The 20,655-nt window shown below is 71.0% G+C and carries 18 protein-coding genes; 14 read left to right on the forward strand and 4 right to left on the reverse strand.

Translation table 11 applies throughout. The features are described from left to right. Positions 1-6: 6 nt before the first annotated feature. From CYFUS_RS03645 to ychF, 3 genes are all read left to right on the forward strand, one after another. Positions 7-237 carry an ATP synthase F0 subunit C gene (locus tag CYFUS_RS03645; protein ID WP_071902781.1) on the forward strand — a complete coding sequence of 77 codons (231 nt, stop codon included), beginning with the start codon at positions 7-9 and terminating at the stop codon, positions 235-237. Positions 238-332: 95 nt separating this feature from the next. Then, on the forward strand, positions 333-875 hold the full coding sequence (gene atpF, locus CYFUS_RS03650; RefSeq protein ID WP_095983963.1) for a F0F1 ATP synthase subunit B: 543 nt from the start codon (positions 333-335) through the stop codon (positions 873-875). A 32-nt stretch (positions 876-907) separates the two neighbouring features. Beyond that, complete coding sequence (gene ychF, locus CYFUS_RS03655) at positions 908-2,017, forward strand: redox-regulated ATPase YchF (RefSeq protein ID WP_095983964.1); 1,110 nt, start codon at positions 908-910, stop codon at positions 2,015-2,017. A 67-nt stretch (positions 2,018-2,084) separates the two neighbouring features. Here ychF and CYFUS_RS03660 read toward each other — a convergent pair whose 3' ends face one another. Further along, positions 2,085-3,383 (reverse strand): citrate/2-methylcitrate synthase, encoded by a 1,299-nt coding sequence (locus CYFUS_RS03660; protein ID WP_095983965.1) that lies wholly within the window; start codon positions 3,381-3,383, stop codon positions 2,085-2,087. A gap of 134 nt (positions 3,384-3,517) precedes the next feature. On the opposite strand from CYFUS_RS03660, the gene CYFUS_RS03665 reads away from it, so the two are divergent. Together CYFUS_RS03665 and CYFUS_RS03670 are read left to right on the forward strand one after the other, a co-directional pair. Next, positions 3,518-4,021: a cupin domain-containing protein gene (locus tag CYFUS_RS03665; RefSeq protein ID WP_095983966.1), complete on the forward strand. Its 504-nt coding sequence runs from the start codon at positions 3,518-3,520 to the stop codon at positions 4,019-4,021. Positions 4,022-4,062: 41 nt separating this feature from the next. Continuing rightward, on the forward strand, positions 4,063-4,563 hold the full coding sequence (locus CYFUS_RS03670) for a hypothetical protein (RefSeq protein WP_095983967.1): 501 nt from the start codon (positions 4,063-4,065) through the stop codon (positions 4,561-4,563). 1 nt (position 4,564) lies between these two features. Here CYFUS_RS03670 and CYFUS_RS03675 read toward each other — a convergent pair whose 3' ends face one another. Next, positions 4,565-5,575, reverse strand: coding sequence for an aromatic ring-hydroxylating oxygenase subunit alpha (locus CYFUS_RS03675; RefSeq protein WP_095983968.1), 1,011 nt, complete (start codon positions 5,573-5,575; stop codon positions 4,565-4,567). A 136-nt stretch (positions 5,576-5,711) separates the two neighbouring features. On the opposite strand from CYFUS_RS03675, the gene CYFUS_RS03680 reads away from it, so the two are divergent. Then, complete coding sequence (locus tag CYFUS_RS03680) at positions 5,712-6,380, forward strand: TetR/AcrR family transcriptional regulator (RefSeq protein WP_095983969.1); 669 nt, start codon at positions 5,712-5,714, stop codon at positions 6,378-6,380. Here CYFUS_RS03680 and CYFUS_RS03685 read toward each other — a convergent pair. After that, on the reverse strand, positions 6,377-6,895 hold the full coding sequence (locus CYFUS_RS03685) for a hypothetical protein (RefSeq protein WP_095983970.1): 519 nt from the start codon (positions 6,893-6,895) through the stop codon (positions 6,377-6,379). The two genes, CYFUS_RS03680 and CYFUS_RS03685, sit on opposite strands and share 4 nt — an antisense overlap. A gap of 259 nt (positions 6,896-7,154) precedes the next feature. On the opposite strand from CYFUS_RS03685, the gene CYFUS_RS03690 reads away from it, so the two are divergent. The 4 genes from CYFUS_RS03690 (at position 7,155) to CYFUS_RS03705 (ending at position 14,022) form a co-directional block, all read left to right on the forward strand. Then, positions 7,155-7,685 (forward strand): DUF2062 domain-containing protein, encoded by a 531-nt coding sequence (locus CYFUS_RS03690; RefSeq protein WP_157758221.1) that lies wholly within the window; start codon positions 7,155-7,157, stop codon positions 7,683-7,685. Positions 7,686-7,946: 261 nt separating this feature from the next. Beyond that, on the forward strand, positions 7,947-11,009 hold the full coding sequence (locus CYFUS_RS03695; RefSeq protein WP_095983972.1) for an ATP-binding protein: 3,063 nt from the start codon (positions 7,947-7,949) through the stop codon (positions 11,007-11,009). Further along, positions 11,006-11,464 (forward strand): response regulator, encoded by a 459-nt coding sequence (locus tag CYFUS_RS03700; protein WP_095983973.1) that lies wholly within the window; start codon positions 11,006-11,008, stop codon positions 11,462-11,464. The genes CYFUS_RS03695 and CYFUS_RS03700 overlap by 4 nt, the downstream gene beginning before the upstream one ends. Continuing rightward, positions 11,464-14,022, forward strand: coding sequence for an ATP-binding protein (locus tag CYFUS_RS03705; RefSeq protein WP_095983974.1), 2,559 nt, complete (start codon positions 11,464-11,466; stop codon positions 14,020-14,022). The genes CYFUS_RS03700 and CYFUS_RS03705 overlap by 1 nt, the downstream gene beginning before the upstream one ends. A 13-nt stretch (positions 14,023-14,035) precedes the next feature. Here CYFUS_RS03705 and CYFUS_RS03710 read toward each other — a convergent pair whose 3' ends face one another. Next, a complete protein-coding gene (locus CYFUS_RS03710; protein ID WP_095983975.1) occupies positions 14,036-14,758 on the reverse strand; it encodes a DNA-methyltransferase in 723 nt (240 codons plus the stop codon). Between the two features lie 483 nt (positions 14,759-15,241). Here CYFUS_RS03710 and CYFUS_RS03715 point away from each other — a divergent pair, with 483 nt between their 5' ends. From CYFUS_RS03715 to CYFUS_RS03730, 4 genes are all read left to right on the forward strand, one after another. Further along, positions 15,242-16,465 carry a cytochrome P450 gene (locus CYFUS_RS03715; protein WP_095983976.1) on the forward strand — a complete coding sequence of 408 codons (1,224 nt, stop codon included), beginning with the start codon at positions 15,242-15,244 and terminating at the stop codon, positions 16,463-16,465. Between the two features lie 201 nt (positions 16,466-16,666). Beyond that, positions 16,667-18,151: a CoA-acylating methylmalonate-semialdehyde dehydrogenase gene (gene mmsA, locus CYFUS_RS03720; protein WP_095983977.1), complete on the forward strand. Its 1,485-nt coding sequence runs from the start codon at positions 16,667-16,669 to the stop codon at positions 18,149-18,151. Between the two features lie 42 nt (positions 18,152-18,193). Further along, on the forward strand, positions 18,194-19,447 hold the full coding sequence (locus CYFUS_RS03725; protein ID WP_095983978.1) for a GTP cyclohydrolase II: 1,254 nt from the start codon (positions 18,194-18,196) through the stop codon (positions 19,445-19,447). After that, positions 19,440-20,636: a URC4/urg3 family protein gene (locus tag CYFUS_RS03730; protein WP_095983979.1), complete on the forward strand. Its 1,197-nt coding sequence runs from the start codon at positions 19,440-19,442 to the stop codon at positions 20,634-20,636. The genes CYFUS_RS03725 and CYFUS_RS03730 overlap by 8 nt, the downstream gene beginning before the upstream one ends. The last annotated feature ends 19 nt before the right edge of the window (positions 20,637-20,655 follow it).

The raw sequence follows: 20,655 nt of genomic DNA on the forward strand, positions 1-20,655 counted from the left end.
ACTCCCATGACCAACTTCGCGCTCGCCTTCCTCGCCGCCGGTATCGGTGCCGGCCTCTCCATCATCGGTGCCGGCCTGGGCATCGGTAAGCTCGCCGCCGCCGCCATGGACGCCACGGGCCGTCAGCCGGCCGCCGGTGGCGACATCCGCACCACCATGATCATCGCCGCGGCCCTCATCGAAGGCGCCACGCTGTTCGCGCTGGTCGTGTGCATCCTGCTCGCCATCAAGGCCTGAGCCGGGCGCGTTGAAGCAGTTCCTGGTCTGGCGCCTCTCCGCCTCGCGCGGGGGGCGCCGGCCGCCACCCTGACGCCGTACCCCTGAAGGCCGCCATGTTCCTGCCCAACGTTCTCGCCGCCAGCAGCTTCGTGGAGGTCCGCCCGGGCCTCATCTTCTGGACGCTCGTCACCTTCATCATCGTCGCCATCATCCTGCGCTGGAAGGCCTGGGGTCCCATCCTCTCGCTCGTGGAGGAGCGCGAGAAGCAGATCGCCAGCTCCATCGAGGCCGCCAAGCGTGAGCGCGCCGAGGCCGAGAAGCTGCTCGCCGAGCAGAAGACGGCCATCGCCGAGGCCCGCCGCGAGGCCCAGGAGCTGCTGCGCCGCAACCAGCAGGAAGTGGAGAAGTTCCGCGAGGACCTGATGGCCAAGAGCCGCAAGGAGGCCGATGCCTTCAAGGCGTCCGCCCAGCGCGAGATCGAGGAGCAGAAGTCCAAGGCCATCGCGGAGGTGAAGGCCATGACGGTGGACCTGGCCATGGAAGTGGCCGGCAAGCTGCTCAACGAGCGGCTGGACGAGACCAAGCACCGCGCCCTGGCCGAGCAGTTCGTGCAGGGTCTGCCGCCCGCCAAGGGCGGGGCCGAGCGCCGCTCGTAGTCCCCTTCAGTCAGGAAGTATAGGAGTCCACCATGGCGCTCTCCATCGGCATCGTCGGTCTGCCCAACGTGGGCAAGTCCACCCTGTTCAACGCGGTGTCCGCAGCGGGGGCCCAGGCGGCCAACTACCCGTTCTGCACCATCGAGCCCAACGTGGGCGTGGTGCCAGTGCCCGACGAGCGCCTGGACAAGCTGACGGCGCTGGTGAAGCCGCTCAAGAAGATCCCCACGTCGCTGGAGTTCGTGGACATCGCGGGCCTGGTGCGCGGCGCCTCCAAGGGCGAGGGCCTGGGCAACCAGTTCCTCGCCAACATCCGCCAGGTGGACGCGGTGCTGCACGTGCTGCGCTGCTTCGAGGACGACAACGTCACCCACGTGGAGGGGGGCGTCAATCCGGTGCGCGACCGGGACGTGGTGGACACGGAGCTGTGTCTCAAGGACATGGAGACCGTGGAGAAGCGTCGCGAGCGCACCCAGAAGAACACGAAGATGGGCGGCAAGGCGGCCGAGGAGGCCAAGGCCGAGCTCGCGCTGCTCGATCGCATCAAGGCGGGGCTGGACGCGGGCACGACGGTGCGCGCGCAGAAGCTCACCGACGACGAGCGCGCCGTCATCCGCGATCTCTTCCTGCTGACGGACAAGCCGGTGCTGTACGTGGCCAACATCGGCGAGAAGCAGATCGGCAAGGAGGACTCCGACCCCTACGTGAAGCAGGTGCGCGACATGGCCGCCAAGGAGGGCGCGGGCGTGGTGGTGCTGGCGGCCGCCATGGAGTCGGAGATCCAGCAGCTTCCCGAGGAGGAGCGTCCGGGCTTCCTGGAGAGCGCGGGCCTCACCGAGCCGGGCCTGCACAAGGTGGTGCGCGAGGGCTACAAGCTCCTGGGCCTGCAGACCTACTTCACCGTGGGAGAGCAGGAGTGCCGCGCGTGGACCATCCACAAGGGCGACAAGGCGCCGCAGGCGGCGGGCGTCATCCACTCGGACTTCGAGCGCGGCTTCATCAAGGCCGAGGTCATGCGGTGGGAAGACCTCATCAAGTACGGCAGTGAGTCGTCGGTGAAGGAGAAGGGTCTGCTGCGCGTGGAAGGCAAGGAGTACGTGGTGCAGGACGGCGACTGCATGCACTTCCGCTTCAACGTCTGAGCGGCTCGCCCCTCGAGGGCAGGAGAGGGTGCCGGATGGACCGATGCTCGGGTCCCGGCACCCTCTGTCATTTCGATGCTTCTGGCGTGCCCGGTGTCCCCACGTAGCGGGCCCGTGGTCGCAACAGCTCTCCCTGCTCGCGCTGCTCCAGCACGTGCGCCACCCAGCCCGCCGCGCGCCCCACCGCGAACAGCGCCGCCGCCGCGCCTGCCGGCAGCCCCAGCGCCGAGGCCAGCGCCACCAGGCCGAAGTCCACGGTGGGCGCCGGGTAGCCCGCTTCCCGCATCGTCTCCTCCACCCCTCGCAACACCCGCACGGCCACGGGCTCCGGGCGCAGCGCGTACACCACCTCCAACAGCGGCGGAGTGCGCGGGTCTCCCTCCGGGTAGAGCCGGTGACCGAAGCCCGGCACGCTCTCTCCCCGTCGCAGCCGCTCGAGCACTCCCTGGCGCGCCCGTTGAGGGGTGCCCACCTCGTTGAGCAGGGCCTCGATGCGATCGCTCGCGCCGCCATGCCGGGGCCCCGACACCGCTGCCAGCGCGGCGCTCATGCACGCGTAGAGATCCGCCCCCGACGAGGCCGTCACCCGCGCCGCGAAGGTGGACACGTTCAGCTCGTGATCCGCGCACAACACCAGGGCACGGTTCAGCAGCTCGGGCGCGCGCTTCTCCGTGACGCCCCAGGCCATCGCCAGTGAGTCCGCCACGCTCCGCTCCTTCAGCGCCCGGCCCACCCTCGACGGCGCATGTCCTCCTCCCACCCAGGCCGCCAGGTGCCGCAGCAGGCGCCGGGCCCGGAGTCGTTCCTGCTCCGCGGGAGCCGCGAAGCGCACGGCGTCCCACGCGCCCAGCAGCGGAGTCACCGTCAGCAGCACCACCAGCGGAGGCGAGTCCTTGGGAAGCAGCGCCGCCACCGAGGCGGGTGGCAGGGGCGGCTCGGGCGACGGCCAGTGCACGGGGCTCTCCGGGAGGCCTCCCGTCCAGAGCAGCTCCGCCACGTCCTCCAGGCTCCGGCCCTCCACCGCGAGCCGCACCGCCGAGTGCCCCCGGTAGGCGAGTCCCTCCGCGCCCACCCGCGACACCGCCGAGTCGATGACGGGCTCGCCCCAGCGCAGCGCGCCCGCCGCCACCGCCGCGTGCCCCGCGCGCGCGTCATGCCGGACCTTCAACCGCGCCAGGTCCGCTCTTACGTAACGCTTCTCCTTCGTCCCGGGCTCGGGCACGCACCGCACCAGGCCCCGGCTCACGTAGGTGTAGAGCGTGGCCCGCTTCACCCCGAGCAGCTCCGCCGCCTGCTGCGCGGACACCAGCTCCTCATGTCGACTGTCGAATCGAGATTGAGCCGGTGTGGCTCTCGCCTTAACCATGTCTCGTCGCTCCTCGCGGGGAGTGTCGACTCGACTGGACCGGCTGTCGAGTCATGTTCGGAGTTCGGTTCCATGCAGGTCGAGCTCTCCGCGTCTTCGCCCTCGTCGCCACCCGTTGCTGAACAGGAGGAGCCATGTCCCCCCCGCACGTCGTCCACTCGAACGACATCCCCTGGTCCGACATCGTCCAGGGCTCTCGCGTCGCCATCCGGCGCAAGCAGCTCGGCGCCGCCGCGCACGGACAGAAGCTCGGATGCAGTCTGCTGGAACTGCTCCCGGGCAAGCAGTCCTGGCCCTTCCACTACCACCTGGCCAACGAGGAGGCGCTCTTCGTCCTCGAGGGCTCCGGCACGCTGCGGCTCGGCGACGAGCGCATCTCCGTGACCGCCGGGGACTACGTCGCGTTGCCCCCGGGGCCCGCGTGCGCGCACCAGCTCCTCAACGAGGGCACCCAGCCGCTGCGCTACCTCGCCTTCTCCACCCAGCTCGAGCCCGATGTCCTCGTCTACCCGGACTCCCAGAAGATCGGAGTGCTCGCCGGCTCCGCGCCGGGAGGCGCCAAGGCCGCCCGCACCCTGGAGGCCTACCTCCCCCTGGCCGCCAAGGTGGGGTACTGGGACGGAGAGTCCACCGACTGACGCCGCGTCCAGGGGAGCGGTGAGGTAGGCTGGCACGGCTCATGGCCTCACTCCTGGATTCGCTCGACCGTGCGCGCCTCCTCAAGGATCGCGAGGCGGCGCGCGACGTGCTCCGCTCCGACGAACCGCCCCACCTCACCCTCTTGCGGCTGTCGGACGCGGGCCTGCTCGCCGGTGGGCTCGCCGTGTCGTTCGGAGTGCGGCCCGAGGAGCTCATCGCGCCCCTCACGCTCGCCATGGGTGGTGCCGCCCGGCGCTTCAAGGTCATCGACGTGCGCGAGCGCCCCTTCCTGGAGCTCCACATCCTCGCCGGAGACGTGTCCGAGCGCTGGGAGGTGGAGGACCTCGCCGCGCTCGTGCACAACCTCAACGACCTCTACCGGGAGGCTCCGGACGTGCGCGCCATCGCCGTGCTCGGGGAGTGGAACGATGCGCTCCACCTGCTGTGCGTGAGCAGGTCCTCCCTGCCTCGGCTCCTGCGCGAGCCCTTCTTCGCCCCGCGCAACCGGGATGTCCTGGAGCGCCTCGTCCCGCGGCGCTGACTCAGACCGCGAGCGGCGTGGTCGCCGGCTCGTCCTGGGCCGCACGCGCGAGCTGCTTCTTGCGCTCGTGGTACCAGCGGCGGAAGGCGAGGGTGGCCCGGTCCGTCGCCACGCTGCGCTCCTCGGAGACCGGAGGGGCCTCGACTGGGTGGCTCGACTCCACGATGGCCCGGTCCTCGTGGAGGATGCGCGTGTTGTAGCGGTCCACCAGGGCCGCCAGCGGCTGCATGCGCACGAAGTCGCGCGCACCCGCCAGCAGCATCCGCGTGTGGCTCGCGTCCACCGGGATGCACCACATGTGCAACTGCATGAGGCGTCCGGGAATGGGGATGTTCAGCCGCATGCCATTGGGGCGCAGCCAGTCCAGCGAGCCCTGGGGCGGGACTCCATCCATGCTGGAGTGGGTTCGAAACCCCGTGGGCGTGGGCTCGACCTCCACCTCCATCGTCGACTCCGGTTTCATCCTCCGGCGCAGCGCCCGGCCGATGGTGCTCTGGTGCACGAAGGGCAGGTGGGGCGAGTCCAGCATGTTCTCCATCGCCCGCGTCCAGTGCGCGTTCCACGTCTCCGCGTAGAACCCCACGTGCACCCCCGGCTTCTCCAGGGCCTCGGGGACGTAGGGCTCGTCGGGGGCCTCGCCGCCCGGGCGCGTGTAGAGCCAGATGAGCCCCCCGCGCTCGCGCACCGGAAAGGCCGTGACGGCGTAGCGCTGGCGCTTCTCCTCGGACAGCGCGTTGAGGGGGATGTGCGTGCACGAGCCGCTCGTGTTGAAGCGCCATCCGTGGAAGGGACACTCCAGGCACCCGTCCGCCCCCACCTTGCCCAGCGACAGCTTCACCCCCCGGTGCGGGCACTGGTCCTTCAGCGCCGCCAGCGTGCCCCGCCCATCCCGGAACAGGGCGATGCGCTCCCCGGCCAGCGTCAACCCCAGGGGCTTGCTTCCCACCTCGCGTGCCATCGCCACGGGCGTCCACACCTCCGCGAGGCCCTCCTGGGCGAATCCGTCCAACATCGTTCCTCCCGCGCCAGTCTCTCTGGATAGAATATCACGAGTGATTTATTCAATTTCAAGCCGGACATGAAGGGGGCGTGCGTCACGAGTGGAGGAAGGTTGGATTCCGTACGACATCCGGCTTATTCAAAGGGCCATGGCCCGGGTGAAGGGAAGCCGCAACGCGGACTACGAGAAGGAGCGGGCGCGCCTGCTGGAAGCCTCGCGCCTGCGGCTGCTCGCGCCGGACGGAGCCCAGGCGAGCTTCCGGGAACTCGCCGAGGCGGCCGAGGTGAGCGTGGCCACGCTGCGCCACTACTTCGGCTCTCGCGAGGCGCTGGTGCTGGAGGTGATGGCGGACATGCACCGGCGGGGACTGCCCTACCTGCTCGCCTCGGCCACCGAGCCGCATGGCCCGGTGCGCGAGTCGCTCCAGTGGTTCCTCCAGACCCTGCTCGCCGGCTGGCGTCTGGGCGTGGGCGCGGTGCACGCCTTTGGCCTGTCCGCGGGTCTGGGCCATGCGACGCTGGGGCCGGCGTACGTGAAGGAGTTGCTCGAGCCCACGCTCCAGGCCGCCGAGGCCCGTCTGGCCCGCCACATCGCCGATGGGGAGCTGCGCCGCTGTGACGTGCGCCATGCCGCGCTGGAGCTGGTGTGCCCGGTGGTGCTCGGCCTGCTGCACCAGTTGCAGTTGTCGGGGGCGAGCTGCCGCCCGCTCGACGTGGAGCGCTTCCTGGAGGACCACCTGGACACCTTCCTCCGGGCCCATGCCGTGGCCGCGGAGCCTCCCGCTCCCCCGCGCTCCGGAGCGGGCCGCCGGGCCTAGGCGTTGCCCAGCAGGATCGCGAGGGTGGTCAGGGTCATCGCGGGCCCCTGCTGGGTGAGGGCCGGTGGCAGGGAGAGGACCACGGGCCGCTGGGGCATGCCCCCACAACTGCGCGAGCCCTGGTACGTCCCCTCCGGGGTGACCTTCAGGTCGTACCCACAGCGGCCCACGCTGCCCGTGAGCGCCTGGGGCCCCAGGCTGAGGTTCATGAGCGTGCCGAGGAAGTTGCCGCGCGCCTGGGTGACGCCGTCCTGCTCCTGGAGGTGCAACCGGGTGAGCTGGCCTCCCACCGTGCCCCCCACCTCGTCGGCCTCGAGGTCGAGGAACACCACCCGGTCGAACATCCTGCCCCGCAGCTCCTGGCCCTGGCGGGTGAGCTGGATGTCGGGACTGGTGATGCTGTCCTCCGTTATCCGGGCGGTGATGGCGCTCTGGGGCGTGCGCAAGGTGAGGTACTGCTCCCGCGGCGGCTGGGCCGTGGCGGCCGTCCCCCACGCGAGCGCGGCGGCGGCCACCCCGAGAACCTGGCCCCTTCTCTTCCTGTTCGAGGCTTTCATGTCGGAAGGATAAGGAGGCGGCGTGAGCCGTGCCCGGCGGGGGGTGTAACGCCGCGCGACATATTCTTCGTTCTCCAAATGTCGTGCTCTGGCAGGCGGCCGGACACACCGAGCGGGGAGGGACTGCGCACGCGCGCGCTCCACGTTAATGTGGCGACGCCGCCGAAGCCGTTCGGCCTGCGAAAAGTGGTGCACCGTGTCGTCGTGGTGGAAGCACGTGAAGAGGAAGCTGCGCCGGGCTCGGGTGCGGCTGCTGCGAAGCGCGGGTCAACCGGAACAGATCGCCGGAGGCATGGCACTCGGCCTGTTCGTGGCGATGCTGCCCCTGCTGGGTCTGCAATTGCCGCTGGTCGTCCTCATCGCCGAGCTGCTGCGCCGCCTGGCGCATATCCACGTGTCACGAGTCGCCGCCCTCGCGGGCGTGTGGCTCACCAACCCGCTCACCGCCGCGCCGCTCTACGGCCTGTGCTACGTCGTCGGCCGTCCCCTGGCGCACTACCTGCTGCCCGCCTCGGTGCGGTCCGCGAACACCGAGCCCGCGGCGCTCGAGTTGTCCACGTTGTCGTTCTCCGGCCCCGATGCGCTGGAGGTGGTGCTGGGCCTCGTGCTCGGCAGTCTGATGCTGGGTGTGCCCACCGCCTGGCTCGGCTACCGCATCACCTACGGCATGGTGTCTCGGCAGCGCGCCCTGCGTGAGCAGCGCCGTGCCCGCAGGACCCGCGCCCCGGGGTTGGTCGCCAGGGCGTAGCCGCCCACGGGGCGAGGGCCGTGGCCGCCTGCCCCACGAGCCGCCAGCAACGCGCATTTTCCGGGAGGGGAATGTGTCCTCCCGGGCATTCAATGCTCGGTTCTCGTTGCTCTCCACGTTCTCTTCGTGACCCGACACGGGGATGATGCGAGGCACGGGAGTGGTGCGCGGATGCGCCGACGGACACACCCCGGTGTGTCCGGAAAGGAAATGCGTGATGGCGTGGACCGAGCAGCTTCCCGGCCGGCGGGCGGTGTCCCGATGAAGACGTCCGTTGTCGAGGACTCCTCTCGCGATCGCACCTCCGCCGAGGAGGTCCTCTCGGGAGGAGGCGACACGGGGGCTCTGATGCGTGCCCTGGACTGGTCGAAGACTCCCCTGGGTCCCGTCGAGTCCTGGCCCCAGAGCTTGCGCTCGGCCATCAGCATCTGCCTGGGCTCGGGCTTCCCCATCAACCTCTACTGGGGCCCGGAATACGTGATGCTGTACAACGATGGCTATGCCCCCATCGCCGGAGGCAAGCACCCATGGGCGCTCGGCAGGGGCGCGCGCGAGGTGTGGCCCGAGCTCTGGGACTCCATCGGGGAATCGTTCGCGCGGGTGTTAGCGACCGGCGAGGCGACGTACCTCGAGGACAGCCTCCTGCTCATGCACCGCCATGGCTACACCGAGGAGTGCTACTTCAACTACACCCTCAGCCCCATCCGGGGCGAGAGCGGCCGGGTCGAGGGCATCTTCAACGCGGTGATGGAGACGACCTACCGGGTCATCAACGCGCGGCGCAACCAGGTGCTGCGCGAGCTGGGAGAGCGGGTGGTCCTGGCTCGCTCGGCCCGGGACGCCTGCACCCTGGCCGCGAGCACGCTGGGCTCGTCCATCGCGGACGTGACCTTCTGCGCGCTCTACCTCGTGGAGGATGGGCACTCCGATGCGCGGCTCGTCGCGGAGGCGGGACTTTCCGCGGGCGCCTTCCCGGCGGGGCTCCCGCTGGAGGCCGGGCCACACGCTTCCTGGCCCCTGGCCGAGGCTCGGAGCTCGGGCCGTGTGCAGGAGGTGAGGGGACTGCCCGAGCGGCTCGGCTTCGCGCCCCCCGGCGGCAACTGGCCGGAGCCCACTCACGCGGCGCTGGTGGCGCCCTTCCTGCCGGCTGGAGCGGGCGAGGCGTCGGGGTTTCTCATCATGGGGGCCAGCCCCCGCCGGGCCATCGACGAGGACTACCTCCAGTTCGCCGAGCGCGCGGCGGCGCTCGTGGCCCGCGCCGTGTCGACCGCCACGGCGTTCGAGGTCGAGCGCAAGCGGGCCGAGGCGCTCGCGGAACTCGATCGCGCCAAGACGGTCTTCTTCTCCAACGTGAGCCACGAGTTCCGCACGCCGCTCACGCTGATGCTCGGTCCCACCGAGGACGCGCTCGCGTCGCCGGACCCGGTGCTGCGCGGCCCGGCGCTGGAGATGGTCCACCGCAACGAGCTGCGGTTGTTGAAGCTGGTCAACACGCTGCTCGACTTCAGCCGCATCGAGGCGGGCCGCATCGAGGCCTCCTTCGTCCCCATGGACCTGGCGGAGCTGACGCGCGAGCTGGCGAGTACCTTCCGCTCGGCGGTGGAGCGCGCCGGACTGCGCCTGCGCGTGGAGTGCGCGCCGCTGCCCGTGCCCGTCTACGTCGACCGCGACATGTGGGAGAAGATCGTGCTCAATCTCCTCTCCAACGCGCTCAAGTTCACGTTCGCCGGGGAGATCTCCGTGCGCCTGGAGGCCCGGGGCTCGCACGTGGAGCTCACCGTCCGCGACACGGGCACCGGCATCCCGCCCGAGGCGATGCCCAGGCTCTTCGAGCGCTTCCATCGCGTGCAGGGCGCGCGCTCGCGCACCCACGAGGGCAGCGGCATCGGCCTGGCGCTGGTGCGCGAGCTCGTGGCGCAGCATGGTGGCTCCGTCCGGGCCGAGAGCACCCTGGGCGAGGGCACCACCTTCTTCGTCTCGCTGCCCACCGGGCACGCGCACCTGCCGCCCGAGCGCCTCGGGACTCCCCGGGCGCTCGCCTCGACGGCCTCCCGGGCCGACGCCTATGTCGAGGAGGCGCTGCGCTGGGTGGGCGCCGAGGGCGGGCCGTCCTCCGTGCCGGTCAAGGCTTCCCCCGGGGAGCGTGCCCAGCCCCTGCCCGGTGAGGGCGCGCGCATCCTGCTCGCCGACGACAACGCGGACATGCGCGAGTACGTCTCCCGACTGCTGGGCGAGCGCTGGCGGGTGGAGGCGGTGGCGGATGGTCGGCGGGCCCTGGAAGCCGCGCTGCGCGAGCCGCCCGAGCTGGTCCTCACGGATGTGATGATGCCGGGACTGGATGGCTTCGGGCTGCTGCGCGCGCTCCGGGCCGAGGAGCGCACGCGGTCGGTGCCCGTCATCATGTTGTCCGCCCGCGCCGGCGAGGAGGCGCACGTCGAGGGCCTGGAGGCGGGCGCCGATGACTACCTCATCAAGCCCTTCTCCGCGCGCGAGCTGCTGGCGCGCGTGGGCGCCCGGCTGGAGATCTCCCGGCTGCGCCGCGCCACCGAGGAGCAGATCCGTCAGCTCAACGCGCAGCTCGAGCTCAAGGTGCTCGAGCGCACCGCCCAGCTCCAGGAGTCCAACCAGGAGTTGGAGAGCTTCAGCTACTCGGTGAGCCACGACCTGCGCGCGCCGCTGCGTCACATCCTGGGCTTCGCCGAGCTGCTCGGCAAGAGCGCCGGGGGGAGCCTCGACGACAAGTCGCGGCGCTACCTGCGCACCATCATGGAGTCGGCCCAGAAGGGCGGCCAGCTCGTGGATGATCTGCTCGCCTTCAGCCGCCTGGGGCGGGGCGAGCTCAAGCGCACCCGGGTGGATCTGGTACCTCTGGTGGACGACCTCCGCGCGGAGCTGGCTCCCGAGGCCGAGGGGCGTCGGGTGCTCTGGCACGTGGCGCCCCTGCCCCTGGTGCTGGGCGACCCCGCGCTCCTGCGGCTGGTCCTCAAGAACCTGCTGTCCAACTGCCTCAAGTACACGCGGCCCCGGAGCGAGGCCCTCATCGAGCTGTCCTCCGAGGAGTCCCCCCGCGAGGTGGTCATCCACGTGCGTGACAACGGCGTGGGCTTCGAGATGCAGTACGTGGACAAGCTCTTCGGCGTCTTCCAACGCCTGCACACGTCCGAGCAGTTCGAGGGAACGGGAATCGGCCTGGCGAACGTGCGACGCATCATCTCCCGACACGGCGGCCGCGTCTGGGCCGAAGGGGCCGTGGACGAGGGAGCCACCTTCCACTTCACCCTGCCCAAGGCGAGCCCGCCCGAAGCGGAGACCTCCACGACATGAGTACCCTCAAGCGCATCCTTCTCGTCGAGGACAGTGACAACGACGTGCAATTGACCCTCGCCGCCCTCGAGGAGACGCACCTGGCCAACGAGGTGGACGTGGTCAAGGACGGCCAGCAGGCGCTCGACTACCTCTTCCGCCGTGGGCCCTTCGTGGCTCGTGGCGAGGAGCACCCGGCGGTGGTGCTGCTGGACCTGAAGCTGCCCAAGTTGAATGGCCTCGAGGTGCTCGCCCGGCTCAAGGGCGATTCCGAGCTCAAGACGATTCCCGTGGTGATGCTCACCTCGTCCCGGGAGGAGCCGGACCTCAAGCGCGCCTATGGGCTGGGCGTCAACGCCTACGTGGTGAAGCCGGTGGGGTTCAACGCCTTCACCTCCGCGCTCAAGGAGCTGGGGCTGTTCTGGGCCATCCTCAACGAGCCTCCTCCAGGCACGGTGCGCAAGGACAGCCGCTGATGCGCATCCCGGATCCGCTGGCCTCCGAGGTGGCTCCGTCCAGCACGGGGCGCCCGCTCTCCGTGCTGATGCTGGAGGACAGCGCGCTGGACGCCGAGCTCATCCACGCCCGCCTGCAGGACGGTGGCCTGACGGCGCACGTGGTGCGGGTGGACACCCAGGAGGCGTTCACCGCCGCGCTCGGCCGTGAGCGCTTCGATGTCATCCTCTGCGACTACAGCGTCCCGGGCTTTGGCGGCACCGCCGCGCTCGCCACGGCGCGCCAGGCCTGTCCCGACACGCCCTTCCTCTTCGTCTCGGGCGCGCTGGGCGAGGACCGGGCCATCGAGCTGCTCAAGAGCGGCGCCACGGACTACGTCCTCAAGGATCGGCTCGAGCGCCTGGTGCCCAGCGTCGAGCGCGCCCTGCGCGAGGCCCAGGGCGCCGCCGAGCGCGAGCGCGCCGAGGTGGCGCTGCGTCAGTCCGAGGAGCGCTACCGCCTGGCCACCCTGGCCACCTCGGATGCCGTCTGGGATTGGGACCTGCTCACCCACGTGGTGCAGTGGAACGACGCCGTGGAGACGCTCTTCGGCTACTCGAGGGAGGAGATCCGCCAGGATGCCTCCTGGTGGGAAAGGGCCATCCACCCCGAGGATCGCGAGCGCGTGAAGCGGGGCATCCAGACCGCCGTCTCCACGGGGGCGCGGCGCTGGCAGGAGCAGTTCCGCTTCCGCCGCAAGGATGGCCGCTACACCCACGTGGTGGACCGGGGCCACGTCTCCCATGACGCCTCGGGCCGGCCGGTGCGCATGGTGGGCGTGATGCAGGACGTCTCCGCGCAGAAGGAGGTGGAGGCGGTGCTGTCGCGCCAGGCCCGCCTCAGCCAGTTGATGGCGGACGTGGGGCTGGCGCTCACCCGGGGCTCGCACCGGCGGGACATGCTGGGGCGGTGTGTCGAGGCCATGGTGCGGCACCTGGACGCGGCGTTTGCCCGGGTGTGGTTGCTCGAGGAGGCCGTGGCGTTGCTCGTGCCCGAGGCCAGCGCGGGCACGTCCGCTCCACCCGAGGAGCTGTTCGGCCAGGTGCCGCTCGGCTCGCCGCTGCTGGTGGGTCGTCTGGCCCGGACGCGCACGCCCGCCGTGCCCACTCCTCCTGGGGCGGACGCGCGGGAGGCGGAGCTGGAGTGGGTGGCGCGCGAGGGCCTGGGGGGCCTGGTGGGCCATCCGCTGCGCGTGGGGGACAAGACGCTGGGCGTGGTGGTGGTGGTGGCGCGAGCGCCCTTCACCCAGGGCTGCCTCGACACCCTCCAGCACGCCGCGGACAGCATCGCCCTGGGGCTGGAGCGGCTGCGCGCGGAGGAGGACGTCGCGCGCCTGCTCGAAGGCGAGAAGGCCGCGCGCACCGCCGCCGAGGAGGCCAGCCGCCTCAAGGACGAGTTCCTCGCCACGGTGAGCCATGAGCTGCGCACGCCCCTCACCGCCATGCTCGGCTGGGTGCGCCTGTTGCGCATGGGCGGCCTGTCCGAGGACAAGCGCGAGCGCGCCCTGGAGACCGTGGAGCGCAACGCGCGCGCCCAGGCCCAGCTCATCGAGGATCTGCTCGATGTGAGCCGCATCATGGTGGGCAAGCTCAAGCTGGACGTGGTGCCGGTGGAGCTCTCGTCCGTGGTGGCGCAGGCGCTCGAGGTGGTGCGCCCCGCCGCGGATGCGAAGAACATCCAGGTGCGGCTCGTGCTCGACGCCTCGTGCCGGGTGATGGGGGACGCGCAGCGGCTGCAACAGGTGGCGTGGAACCTGCTCGCCAACGCGGTGAAGTTCACGCCCCAGTCGGGCCAGGTGCGGGTGGAGATGGCCCGGCGCGGCGCGCTCGTGCACCTCACCGTGACGGACACCGGCGAGGGCATCTCCCCGGACTTCCTGCCGCATGTCTTCGAGCGCTTCCGTCAGGCCGATGGCAGCACCACGCGCAGGTTCGGCGGACTCGGACTGGGCCTGTCCATCGTGCGCCACCTGGTGGAGATGCATGGGGGCACGGTGGCCGTCGCGAGCGAAGGCGTGGGCCGCGGGGCCACCTTCACGGTGGACCTGCCCGAGGCCTCGTCCTCTCGCCGGGCGAACACCCCGCTCCCCGGCGATCCGCGGCGGGCGGGAGCGCTTGCCTCCGACGCCTGCCCTCCCGAACTCATCGGCCTGCACGTGCTCGTGGTGGAGGAGGACGCGGACACCCGGGAGCTGCTGCGCACGTGGCTGGAGTCCTGTCAGGCCCGTGTCTCGGTGGCCGCCTCCGCCCGCGAGGCCCTCGAGGCGCTCGCGCGCCTGTCCCCCGACGTCCTGCTGTCCGACCTCGGGGGGCCGGAAGGCGAGGGCGAGGCCCTCATCCGGTGGGTGCGCTCCCTGCCCGTGGAAGCCGGAGGCGGCATCCCCGCGGCGGCCCTCACCGCCTTCGCTCGCACCGAGGAGCGCACGCGGGTGCTGCGCGCCGGCTTCAACAGCCACGTGCCCAAGCCCGTGGATCCGCTCGAGTTGTTCGCCGTCCTGGCCTCCCTCTCCGGACGGGGCGCCCGGGGCGGCGCGCGGTGAGCCTCGGGGCCCCTCAGCCGCTCTGGAGCATGAACCGCGGGGGCTCGGCGTGCTCCCGGGGCCGCGCTCCTTCCGCGTGCAGGCGCGCCTCGGTGAGCACCCGCGCCTCGACACAGAGGTCCGTGCCGAGGAAGTCCCGGCCGAGCCGCGCCGCCGCCACGCCCACCGAGCCCGAGCCCATGAACGGGTCCACCACCACGTCCCCGGGCTCGCTGCTCTGGCGGATGAGCACCTCGCTCAAGCCGGCGGGCTTCTCCGTCGGGTAGCCCCGGTGGATGCGCGGCACGCTCAGCACGTCCGCCACGCCCAGGTCGCTCAAGCGCCGCCGGCCCTTCTCGAAGAAGAGGATGAACTCGTAGCGGGCCCGGTAGTGGTAGCCCATTCCAATGTGCTGCTTGTCCCACACCAGTGGCTTCCAGAACCGGAAGCCCGCGGCTTCCGCGAGCGGCCGGGCGATGAACATCGTCTCCGCGTCACAGAAGAGATAGAAGTGCGAGTCGCGCTTCATCACCCGCCACAGCCCCTGGAACAGCTCCGGGAAGCGCGCGTTCGGGAAGATGGGGAACCAGGCGTTGGTCGAGCCCTTGCCCCGCTTGAGGCGTGTCGTGGTGCCCACCGCGCGGTGCTTCTCCAGGGACTCGTAGGCGGGATCCGTGATGACGAGATCGACCGAGGCCGCCGGGAGGGTCCGGAGCCATTCGACGGCGTCACCGTGCGCGAGGCGATAGTGGGACATGGTGGTCTCGTCTGGCCCGAGGGCACTAGCAGGCCGGGACTATGGCCCCTGCCTCTGACACCACCCCCGCGACGGGGCATGGGTTGCGCGACACCCGCCTCCCACGGGGAGGCGACTGTCCCCGCGCCGACACCCGCGGAGCCCCGCCCACGGGATTCCTCGCGCAATCCCCCCTCCCAACGCCCTTCTCCGTCCACCACCCGCCATGTCCTCCTCCGAGAGCCCACTTTCGGGGTGACATATGACCCGCTGGGTCCTCCTCCACTCCACCTCAAGCTGCCCCGCCGGGAGGGGCGGCTGTTCACGGACCTACGTCCGGAGCTCCCCGGTTACAGCCAGGCTCATCGCTTTACCGTCCCCTTGCTTTCCTGGAGGGGATTTCCCCTCATGGCCCGGGCCATGCAAGCAAATCAATACATTCGAGGATTAGCAGGATAGCAGGTGAGTTCTGTGGAAACCCGATGGATGCCAGCGAGGAAGACCATGTCGATTGCGGCCCGTCAGTCCCACCCCCGTTCGCTCGAGAGCGAGACCTTGTTCGATCCGACGCCGCGCCGGGCGTTGGGGGAAGAAGGGCCGGTGTACTGGTCGGAGGCGTCGCGGGGCTGGATCATCCGTGGGCACGAGGACGTGCTGGGCTGCCTGCGCGACTCGCGGCTGGGCGCCTCGTATGAGGAGCTGCTCGACGTGCGGCTGCGGGGGCTGAGCCCCGAGCTGGCCGGGGCCCTGCGCGAGACGTTCGCCGCGCATCCGTGGGATGGACGCGAGGCCGCGCCGCTGCGCCGTCAGGCCGCTCCGGGCTTCACGCCCCAGGTGCTCGACGACTGTCGTCCGATCATCCGCGGCCTCGCGACGCGGCTGGTGCGGCGGGGTGGGCAGGACCGGATGGACGCGGTACGGGCGGTGTGCGCGCCCCTGCCCGCGCTCGTGCTCGCCGAGGTGTTCGCCCTTCCCGAGCGGGACCGGGAGCCCTTCCTCGCCTGGGCATGGCAGCTCGCGGACTTCCACTCACTGGCCGCGGACGCGGATCGGGGCGCCCTGGCGCGGGCGGCCCTGGGGGCGACGCGTGGCTTGCTCTCCTGGCTCACCCCCCTGCTCGAGGAGCGGCGCCGGGCACCCGGCGAGGATCTGCTCAGTCGGATGCTCCAGATCGAGCAGCCGGGAGCGCGCACCGCGGTGCAGCGGGTGTCCACGCTCGCCCTGCTGCTCGTCTGCGAGCTCGGGTTCGTGACGGATCAGCTCGGCAATGTGTTGCATGAGGTGCTCGCGCGTCCCGAGCTCTGGCGCATGCTCCGGGTGGATCGCTCGAGGATCCGGCCGGCCGTGGAGGAGGCGCTGCGCTTCCAGCCCGCGCGGCCCCTGCTGTCCCGCGTCGTCGGGGAGACCCTCACGCTGCGCGGGCGCACCCTGCGACCGGGCGAGGCGGTGTTCCTGGACGTGGCCACCGCCAACCGGGATCCCCAGGTCTTCACCACGCCGGAACGCTTCGATCTCCAGCGGGACGCCACCCGGCAGAAGCACATGACGTTTGGTTTCGGACTGCACCACCGTCTGGACGCGGGGCTCATCCGTCACCAGCTGGAGTGCGTCCTCGAGGTGCTGTTGGAGGAGTTCCCCGGCCTGCGCCTGGACGAGGATCGCCCGCCCCGGCTCAAGCGTCACGGTCCGCTGGTGCGAGGCTTCGAGACCCTGCCCGTGCGGTGGTGAAGGACCTCCAGGGAGACGGGGCCCTTGTCTGGCGGCAGGCAGGGGGAGCGTGCACCGGCCGATGCCGGGCGTGCCCCACGGGATGAGAGGCTGTCGGTTAAAATATCTCCCAGGGGCCCGGATCCGGGGTGGATTTCAGATCGGGCCGGACCTCCTGCTAGGCTGCGATTTCCAGACATCCTCGTCGCCGTGGGGGAGTGCGTGTCCTTCGTCCAGTTGCCCGAGAGCCCCGTTAGCTGCCGCAACCTCGTGGGGGGCGAGTGGCTCGTTCCACGAGACGTCCCGCTCGCCGAGGTGATCAGCCCCTATACCGGAGGCATCATCGGCCGGGTGCCGATGACGTCCGAGGCGGGCGTGGCCCAGGCGGTGGAAGCGGCGCGGGCGGCGGTGCCTGGCTGGCGCGCCACGCCCCTGCGCGAGCGCACCACGCTCATGGCGCGCTTCCGCTCGCTGCTCGAGTCCCAGTTGGATCGCCTGTCCCATCTGGCCGCCAGCGAGGCGGGCAAGACGGTGGCCGAGGCGCGCGCGGGCCTGCTCAAGGGCCTGGAGGTGTGTGACTTCGCGCTGTCGCTGCAGAACCTGGATGCCGGCGGCGCCATGGAGGTGAGCCGCGGCATCACCTGCGAGTTCCGCCGCGAGCCCCTGGGCGTGGTGGCGGGCATCACCCCGTTCAACTTCCCCGCCATGGTGCCGATGTGGATGATTCCCATCGCGCTCACGGTGGGCAACTGCTTCATCCTCAAGCCCTCGGAGAAGGTGCCGCTCACGGCGTGCGCGCTCGGGGAGCTGCTGGTGGAGGCGGGCCTGCCGCGTGGCGTGTTCTCCGTGGTGCACGGCGGACGCGAGGCGGTGGAGGCCCTGGTGGCCCATCCGGACGTGCGCGCGGTGGCCTTCGTGGGCTCGTCCGCGGTGGCGCGGCGCGTGTACGCGGAAGGCAGCGCGCGGGGCAAGCGCGTGCTGGCGCTCGGTGGCGCGAAGAACCACCTCATCGTCGCGCCGGACGCGGACGAGGCCCTCACCTCGCAGGCCGTGGTGGACTCCTTCACCGGGTGCGCGGGCCAGCGCTGCATGGCGGCGAGCGTGATGCTCGCGGTGGGGAACGTGGATCACATCCTCGAGCAGGTGCGCGAGCGCGCCTCGCGGCTGGAGTGTGGCCCTGGCATGGGCGCCATCATCGACCGGGCGAGCCTCACGCGGCTGGAGACGGCCATTGCCACGGCGGAGAAGGCCGGCGCGCGGGTGGTGCTGGACGGACGCGGCAAGCGTCCCGCGGGCGAGTCCTGGGCGGGGGGCCACTGGCTCGGTCCGACCATCCTCGACGGGGTGCGCCCGGACATGGAGGCGGCGCAGCGCGAGCTGTTCGGCCCGGTGCTGTCCATCGTGCGCGTGCCCACCCTGTCCGCGGCGCTCGAGGTGGAGAACGCCTCGCCCTATGGCAACGCGGCCTCCATCTTCACCACCAACGGCGCGGTGGCGCAGGCGGTGGTCGAGGGAGCACGCGTGGGCATGGTCGGCGTCAACGTGGGCGTGCCCGTGCCCCGCGAGCCCTTCTCCTTCGGCGGTACTGGCGAGTCCAAGTTCGGTCATGGCGACATCACGGGTGTCGCGAGCCTCGGCTTCTGGACGGACCTCAAGAAGGTCACCCGGAAGTGGAGCACCCGCACCGACGGCAGCTGGATGAGCTGACGCACACGCCTTTCGCATCTCGAGTTCCAAGGAGGGCGAGTCATGCCCGACAAGAAGGTCAGCAACCACATTCGTCTCACGTCCCACCCCGACAGCGACACGCAGGTCCTCCCCATCCGCTGGGGAGACCCGGACCCCCTGCGCCGGGGCCCCGTCATCGCCACGCTGACCGAGCCCGCGCACCGCAACGTCGTCGGCACGCACTCGGGCTCCTACGCCATCTACCGCGCCATCGCCGTGGCCGCGGGCCAGCTCACGCAGGACCACCGCGCGGACCTCACCAACACGGCGCCCGCCGTGCAGGTGGGCCCCTACAAGTCCTGGGGCGATCCCAACCGCATCGTGTCCCTGGACCCGTGGGGCGCCGTGGCGCCGCAGGTCTTCCAGAACTACGTGCAGCAGGGCATGGACATCCGGCCCTCCATCGCCATCACTCGCGCGCACATCAACATGCCGGAGCTGCGTGACGCCATCACCGCGGGCCGCCTCAAGCCGGATGGGAAGATCCTCTGCGCCAACGGCGACGTGACGGTGGTGAAGGCGGCCCTCGAGCCGGTGTGGTACCTGCCGGGAATCGCCAGGCGCTTCGGGCTGACCGAGGCGGCGCTGCGCCGTGGCCTCTTCGAGCAGACGGGCGGCATGTTCCCCGAGCTCATCACCCGCTCGGACCTGGACGTGTTCCTGCCGCCCATCGGCGGCCAGACGCTCTACTTCTTCGGGGACATGGACACCATTCCCAACCCCGACGTCCCGCTCGCGGTGCGCGTGCACGACGAGTGCAACGGCTCGGACGTGTTCGGCAGCGACATCTGCACCTGCCGGCCCTACCTCACGCATGGCATCGAAGTCTGCATCCAGACGGCGCAGGAGGGTGGCGCGGGCGTCATCGCCTACTCGCGCAAGGAGGGCCGCGCGCTCGGCGAGGTGACGAAGTTCCTCGTGTACAACGCGCGCAAGCGCCAGGAGGGCGGTGACTCGGCCGCCACCTACTTCCATCGCACCGAGTGCGTGGCGGGCGTGCAGGACATGCGCTTCCAGGAACTGATGCCGGACGCGCTGCACTGGCTGGGCATCACCCGCATCCACCGCTTCGTGTCCATGAGCGACATGAAGCACGACGCCATCGTCAACTCCGGTATCGAGATCCTCGAGCGCGTGCCCATTCCGGAGGAGCTCATCCCCGCGGACGCCAAGGTGGAGATGGAGGCGAAGAAGGCCGCCGGCTACTTCACCACCGGCAAGGTGGCCACCGAGTCGGAGCTGCAGGCGGTGAAGGGCAGGGCGCTCGATGCCTGAGGCGCCCGCGGCCGCCGTCTCCTATCTGCTCGGCCCGCGCGCCATCCGCGAGCGGTGCCAGGCCCTGCTGGAGCTGGGGCTCGCGGGCCGGCTCGAGCACTTCCGCGTGGACCCGGCGCGGCTGCCCGCCGTGGCGGACTACGTGTTGGAGGTGACACGCGAGGCCTATCCCTCGCTCGACATCCCGGTGCACAGCCGCTGGGGCCACTTCGACGTGGGCGGCGTCCAGCGCAACGCGGAGCTGGAGGCGCGGCTGGCCCCGCTGCCTCCCGCCGAGCGTGCCCGGGCGAAGTTGGACCTGGTGGTCACCAGCGTGCTGCTGGACGCGGGCAGCGGGCCCACGTGGAAGTACCAGGAGCCCGGTGGCGGCACCTACGCGCGCTCCGAGGGCCTGGCCGTGGCCAGCTTCCGCATGTTCCTCGCGGGCGCGTTCTCCTCGGATGCCTCCCAGCCCCTGCGCGCCGACGCCGAGGGCTTGCGCAACCTGAGCCTCGAGGCGCTCGCGGAGGGCTTCCAGGTGACGGAGGACAACCCGCTCGCGGGCCTGGAGGGACGGCTCGAGCTGCTGCACGGCCTGGGCCGGGTGTTGCCCAGGCCCGGGTCGCTCTTTGATCGCCTCGCGGCCCATGGCCGGCGGGAGGTGACGGCGACGCAGGTGCTGGGGCAGGTGCTCCAGTCGCTGGGGCCCATCTGGCCGGGCCGCATCACCCTGGATGGGGTGAACCTGGGCGACGTGTGGCCGCACTCGGCGCTGGGCGCCCTGGATCATCCCGACTCCCTGGTGCCCTTCCACAAGCTGTCGCAGTGGCTCACCTACTCGCTGCTGGAGCCGCTGGCGGAAGGGGGCCTCCGGGTGACGGGACTGGAGGCGCTCACCGGACTGCCCGAGTACCGCAACGGCGGGCTGCTGGTGGACGGAGGCGTGCTGGTGCCCCGGGACGAGCGGCTGTTCACGGACACGTACAAGCCGGGCTCGGAGCCCATCGTGGAGTGGCGGGCGCTGACGGTGGCGCTGCTGGACGAGGTGGGCCAGCGCGTGCGCGAGCGGCTCGGGATGACGGCCGAGCAGCTCCCGCTGGCCAAGGTGCTCCAGGGGGGCACGTGGAGCGCGGGCCGGAAGCTGGCCGCCCAGAAACGCCCGGGTGGTCCGCCACCCATCCGCATCGAGAGCGACGGAACCGTGTTCTGAGTTTCAACGAAAAATGGGA

It is taken from the genome of Cystobacter fuscus (assembly GCF_002305875.1).
In the GTDB taxonomy this organism is placed as follows: domain Bacteria; phylum Myxococcota; class Myxococcia; order Myxococcales; family Myxococcaceae; genus Cystobacter; species Cystobacter fuscus_A.

Bases quoted from the DNA above. Each gene is read 5' to 3' on its own strand.
- CYFUS_RS03675 (WP_095983968.1), bottom strand. From the start codon at position 5,575: ATGTTGGACGGATTCGCCCAGGAGGGCCTCGCGGAGGTGTGGACGCCC.
- atpF (WP_095983963.1), top strand. From the start codon at position 333: ATGTTCCTGCCCAACGTTCTCGCCGCCAGCAGCTTCGTGGAGGTCCGC.
- CYFUS_RS03715 (WP_095983976.1), top strand. From the start codon at position 15,242: ATGTCGATTGCGGCCCGTCAGTCCCACCCCCGTTCGCTCGAGAGCGAG.
- CYFUS_RS03695 (WP_095983972.1), top strand. From the start codon at position 7,947: ATGAAGACGTCCGTTGTCGAGGACTCCTCTCGCGATCGCACCTCCGCC.
- CYFUS_RS03705 (WP_095983974.1), top strand. From the start codon at position 11,464: ATGCGCATCCCGGATCCGCTGGCCTCCGAGGTGGCTCCGTCCAGCACG.
- CYFUS_RS03645 (WP_071902781.1), top strand. From the start codon at position 7: ATGACCAACTTCGCGCTCGCCTTCCTCGCCGCCGGTATCGGTGCCGGC.
- CYFUS_RS03670 (WP_095983967.1), top strand. From the start codon at position 4,063: ATGGCCTCACTCCTGGATTCGCTCGACCGTGCGCGCCTCCTCAAGGAT.
- CYFUS_RS03710 (WP_095983975.1), bottom strand. From the start codon at position 14,758: ATGTCCCACTATCGCCTCGCGCACGGTGACGCCGTCGAATGGCTCCGG.
- CYFUS_RS03680 (WP_095983969.1), top strand. From the start codon at position 5,712: ATGGCCCGGGTGAAGGGAAGCCGCAACGCGGACTACGAGAAGGAGCGG.
- CYFUS_RS03665 (WP_095983966.1), top strand. From the start codon at position 3,518: ATGTCCCCCCCGCACGTCGTCCACTCGAACGACATCCCCTGGTCCGAC.
- ychF (WP_095983964.1), top strand. From the start codon at position 908: ATGGCGCTCTCCATCGGCATCGTCGGTCTGCCCAACGTGGGCAAGTCC.
- CYFUS_RS03700 (WP_095983973.1), top strand. From the start codon at position 11,006: ATGAGTACCCTCAAGCGCATCCTTCTCGTCGAGGACAGTGACAACGAC.
- CYFUS_RS03725 (WP_095983978.1), top strand. From the start codon at position 18,194: ATGCCCGACAAGAAGGTCAGCAACCACATTCGTCTCACGTCCCACCCC.
- CYFUS_RS03660 (WP_095983965.1), bottom strand. From the start codon at position 3,383: ATGGTTAAGGCGAGAGCCACACCGGCTCAATCTCGATTCGACAGTCGA.
- CYFUS_RS03730 (WP_095983979.1), top strand. From the start codon at position 19,440: ATGCCTGAGGCGCCCGCGGCCGCCGTCTCCTATCTGCTCGGCCCGCGC.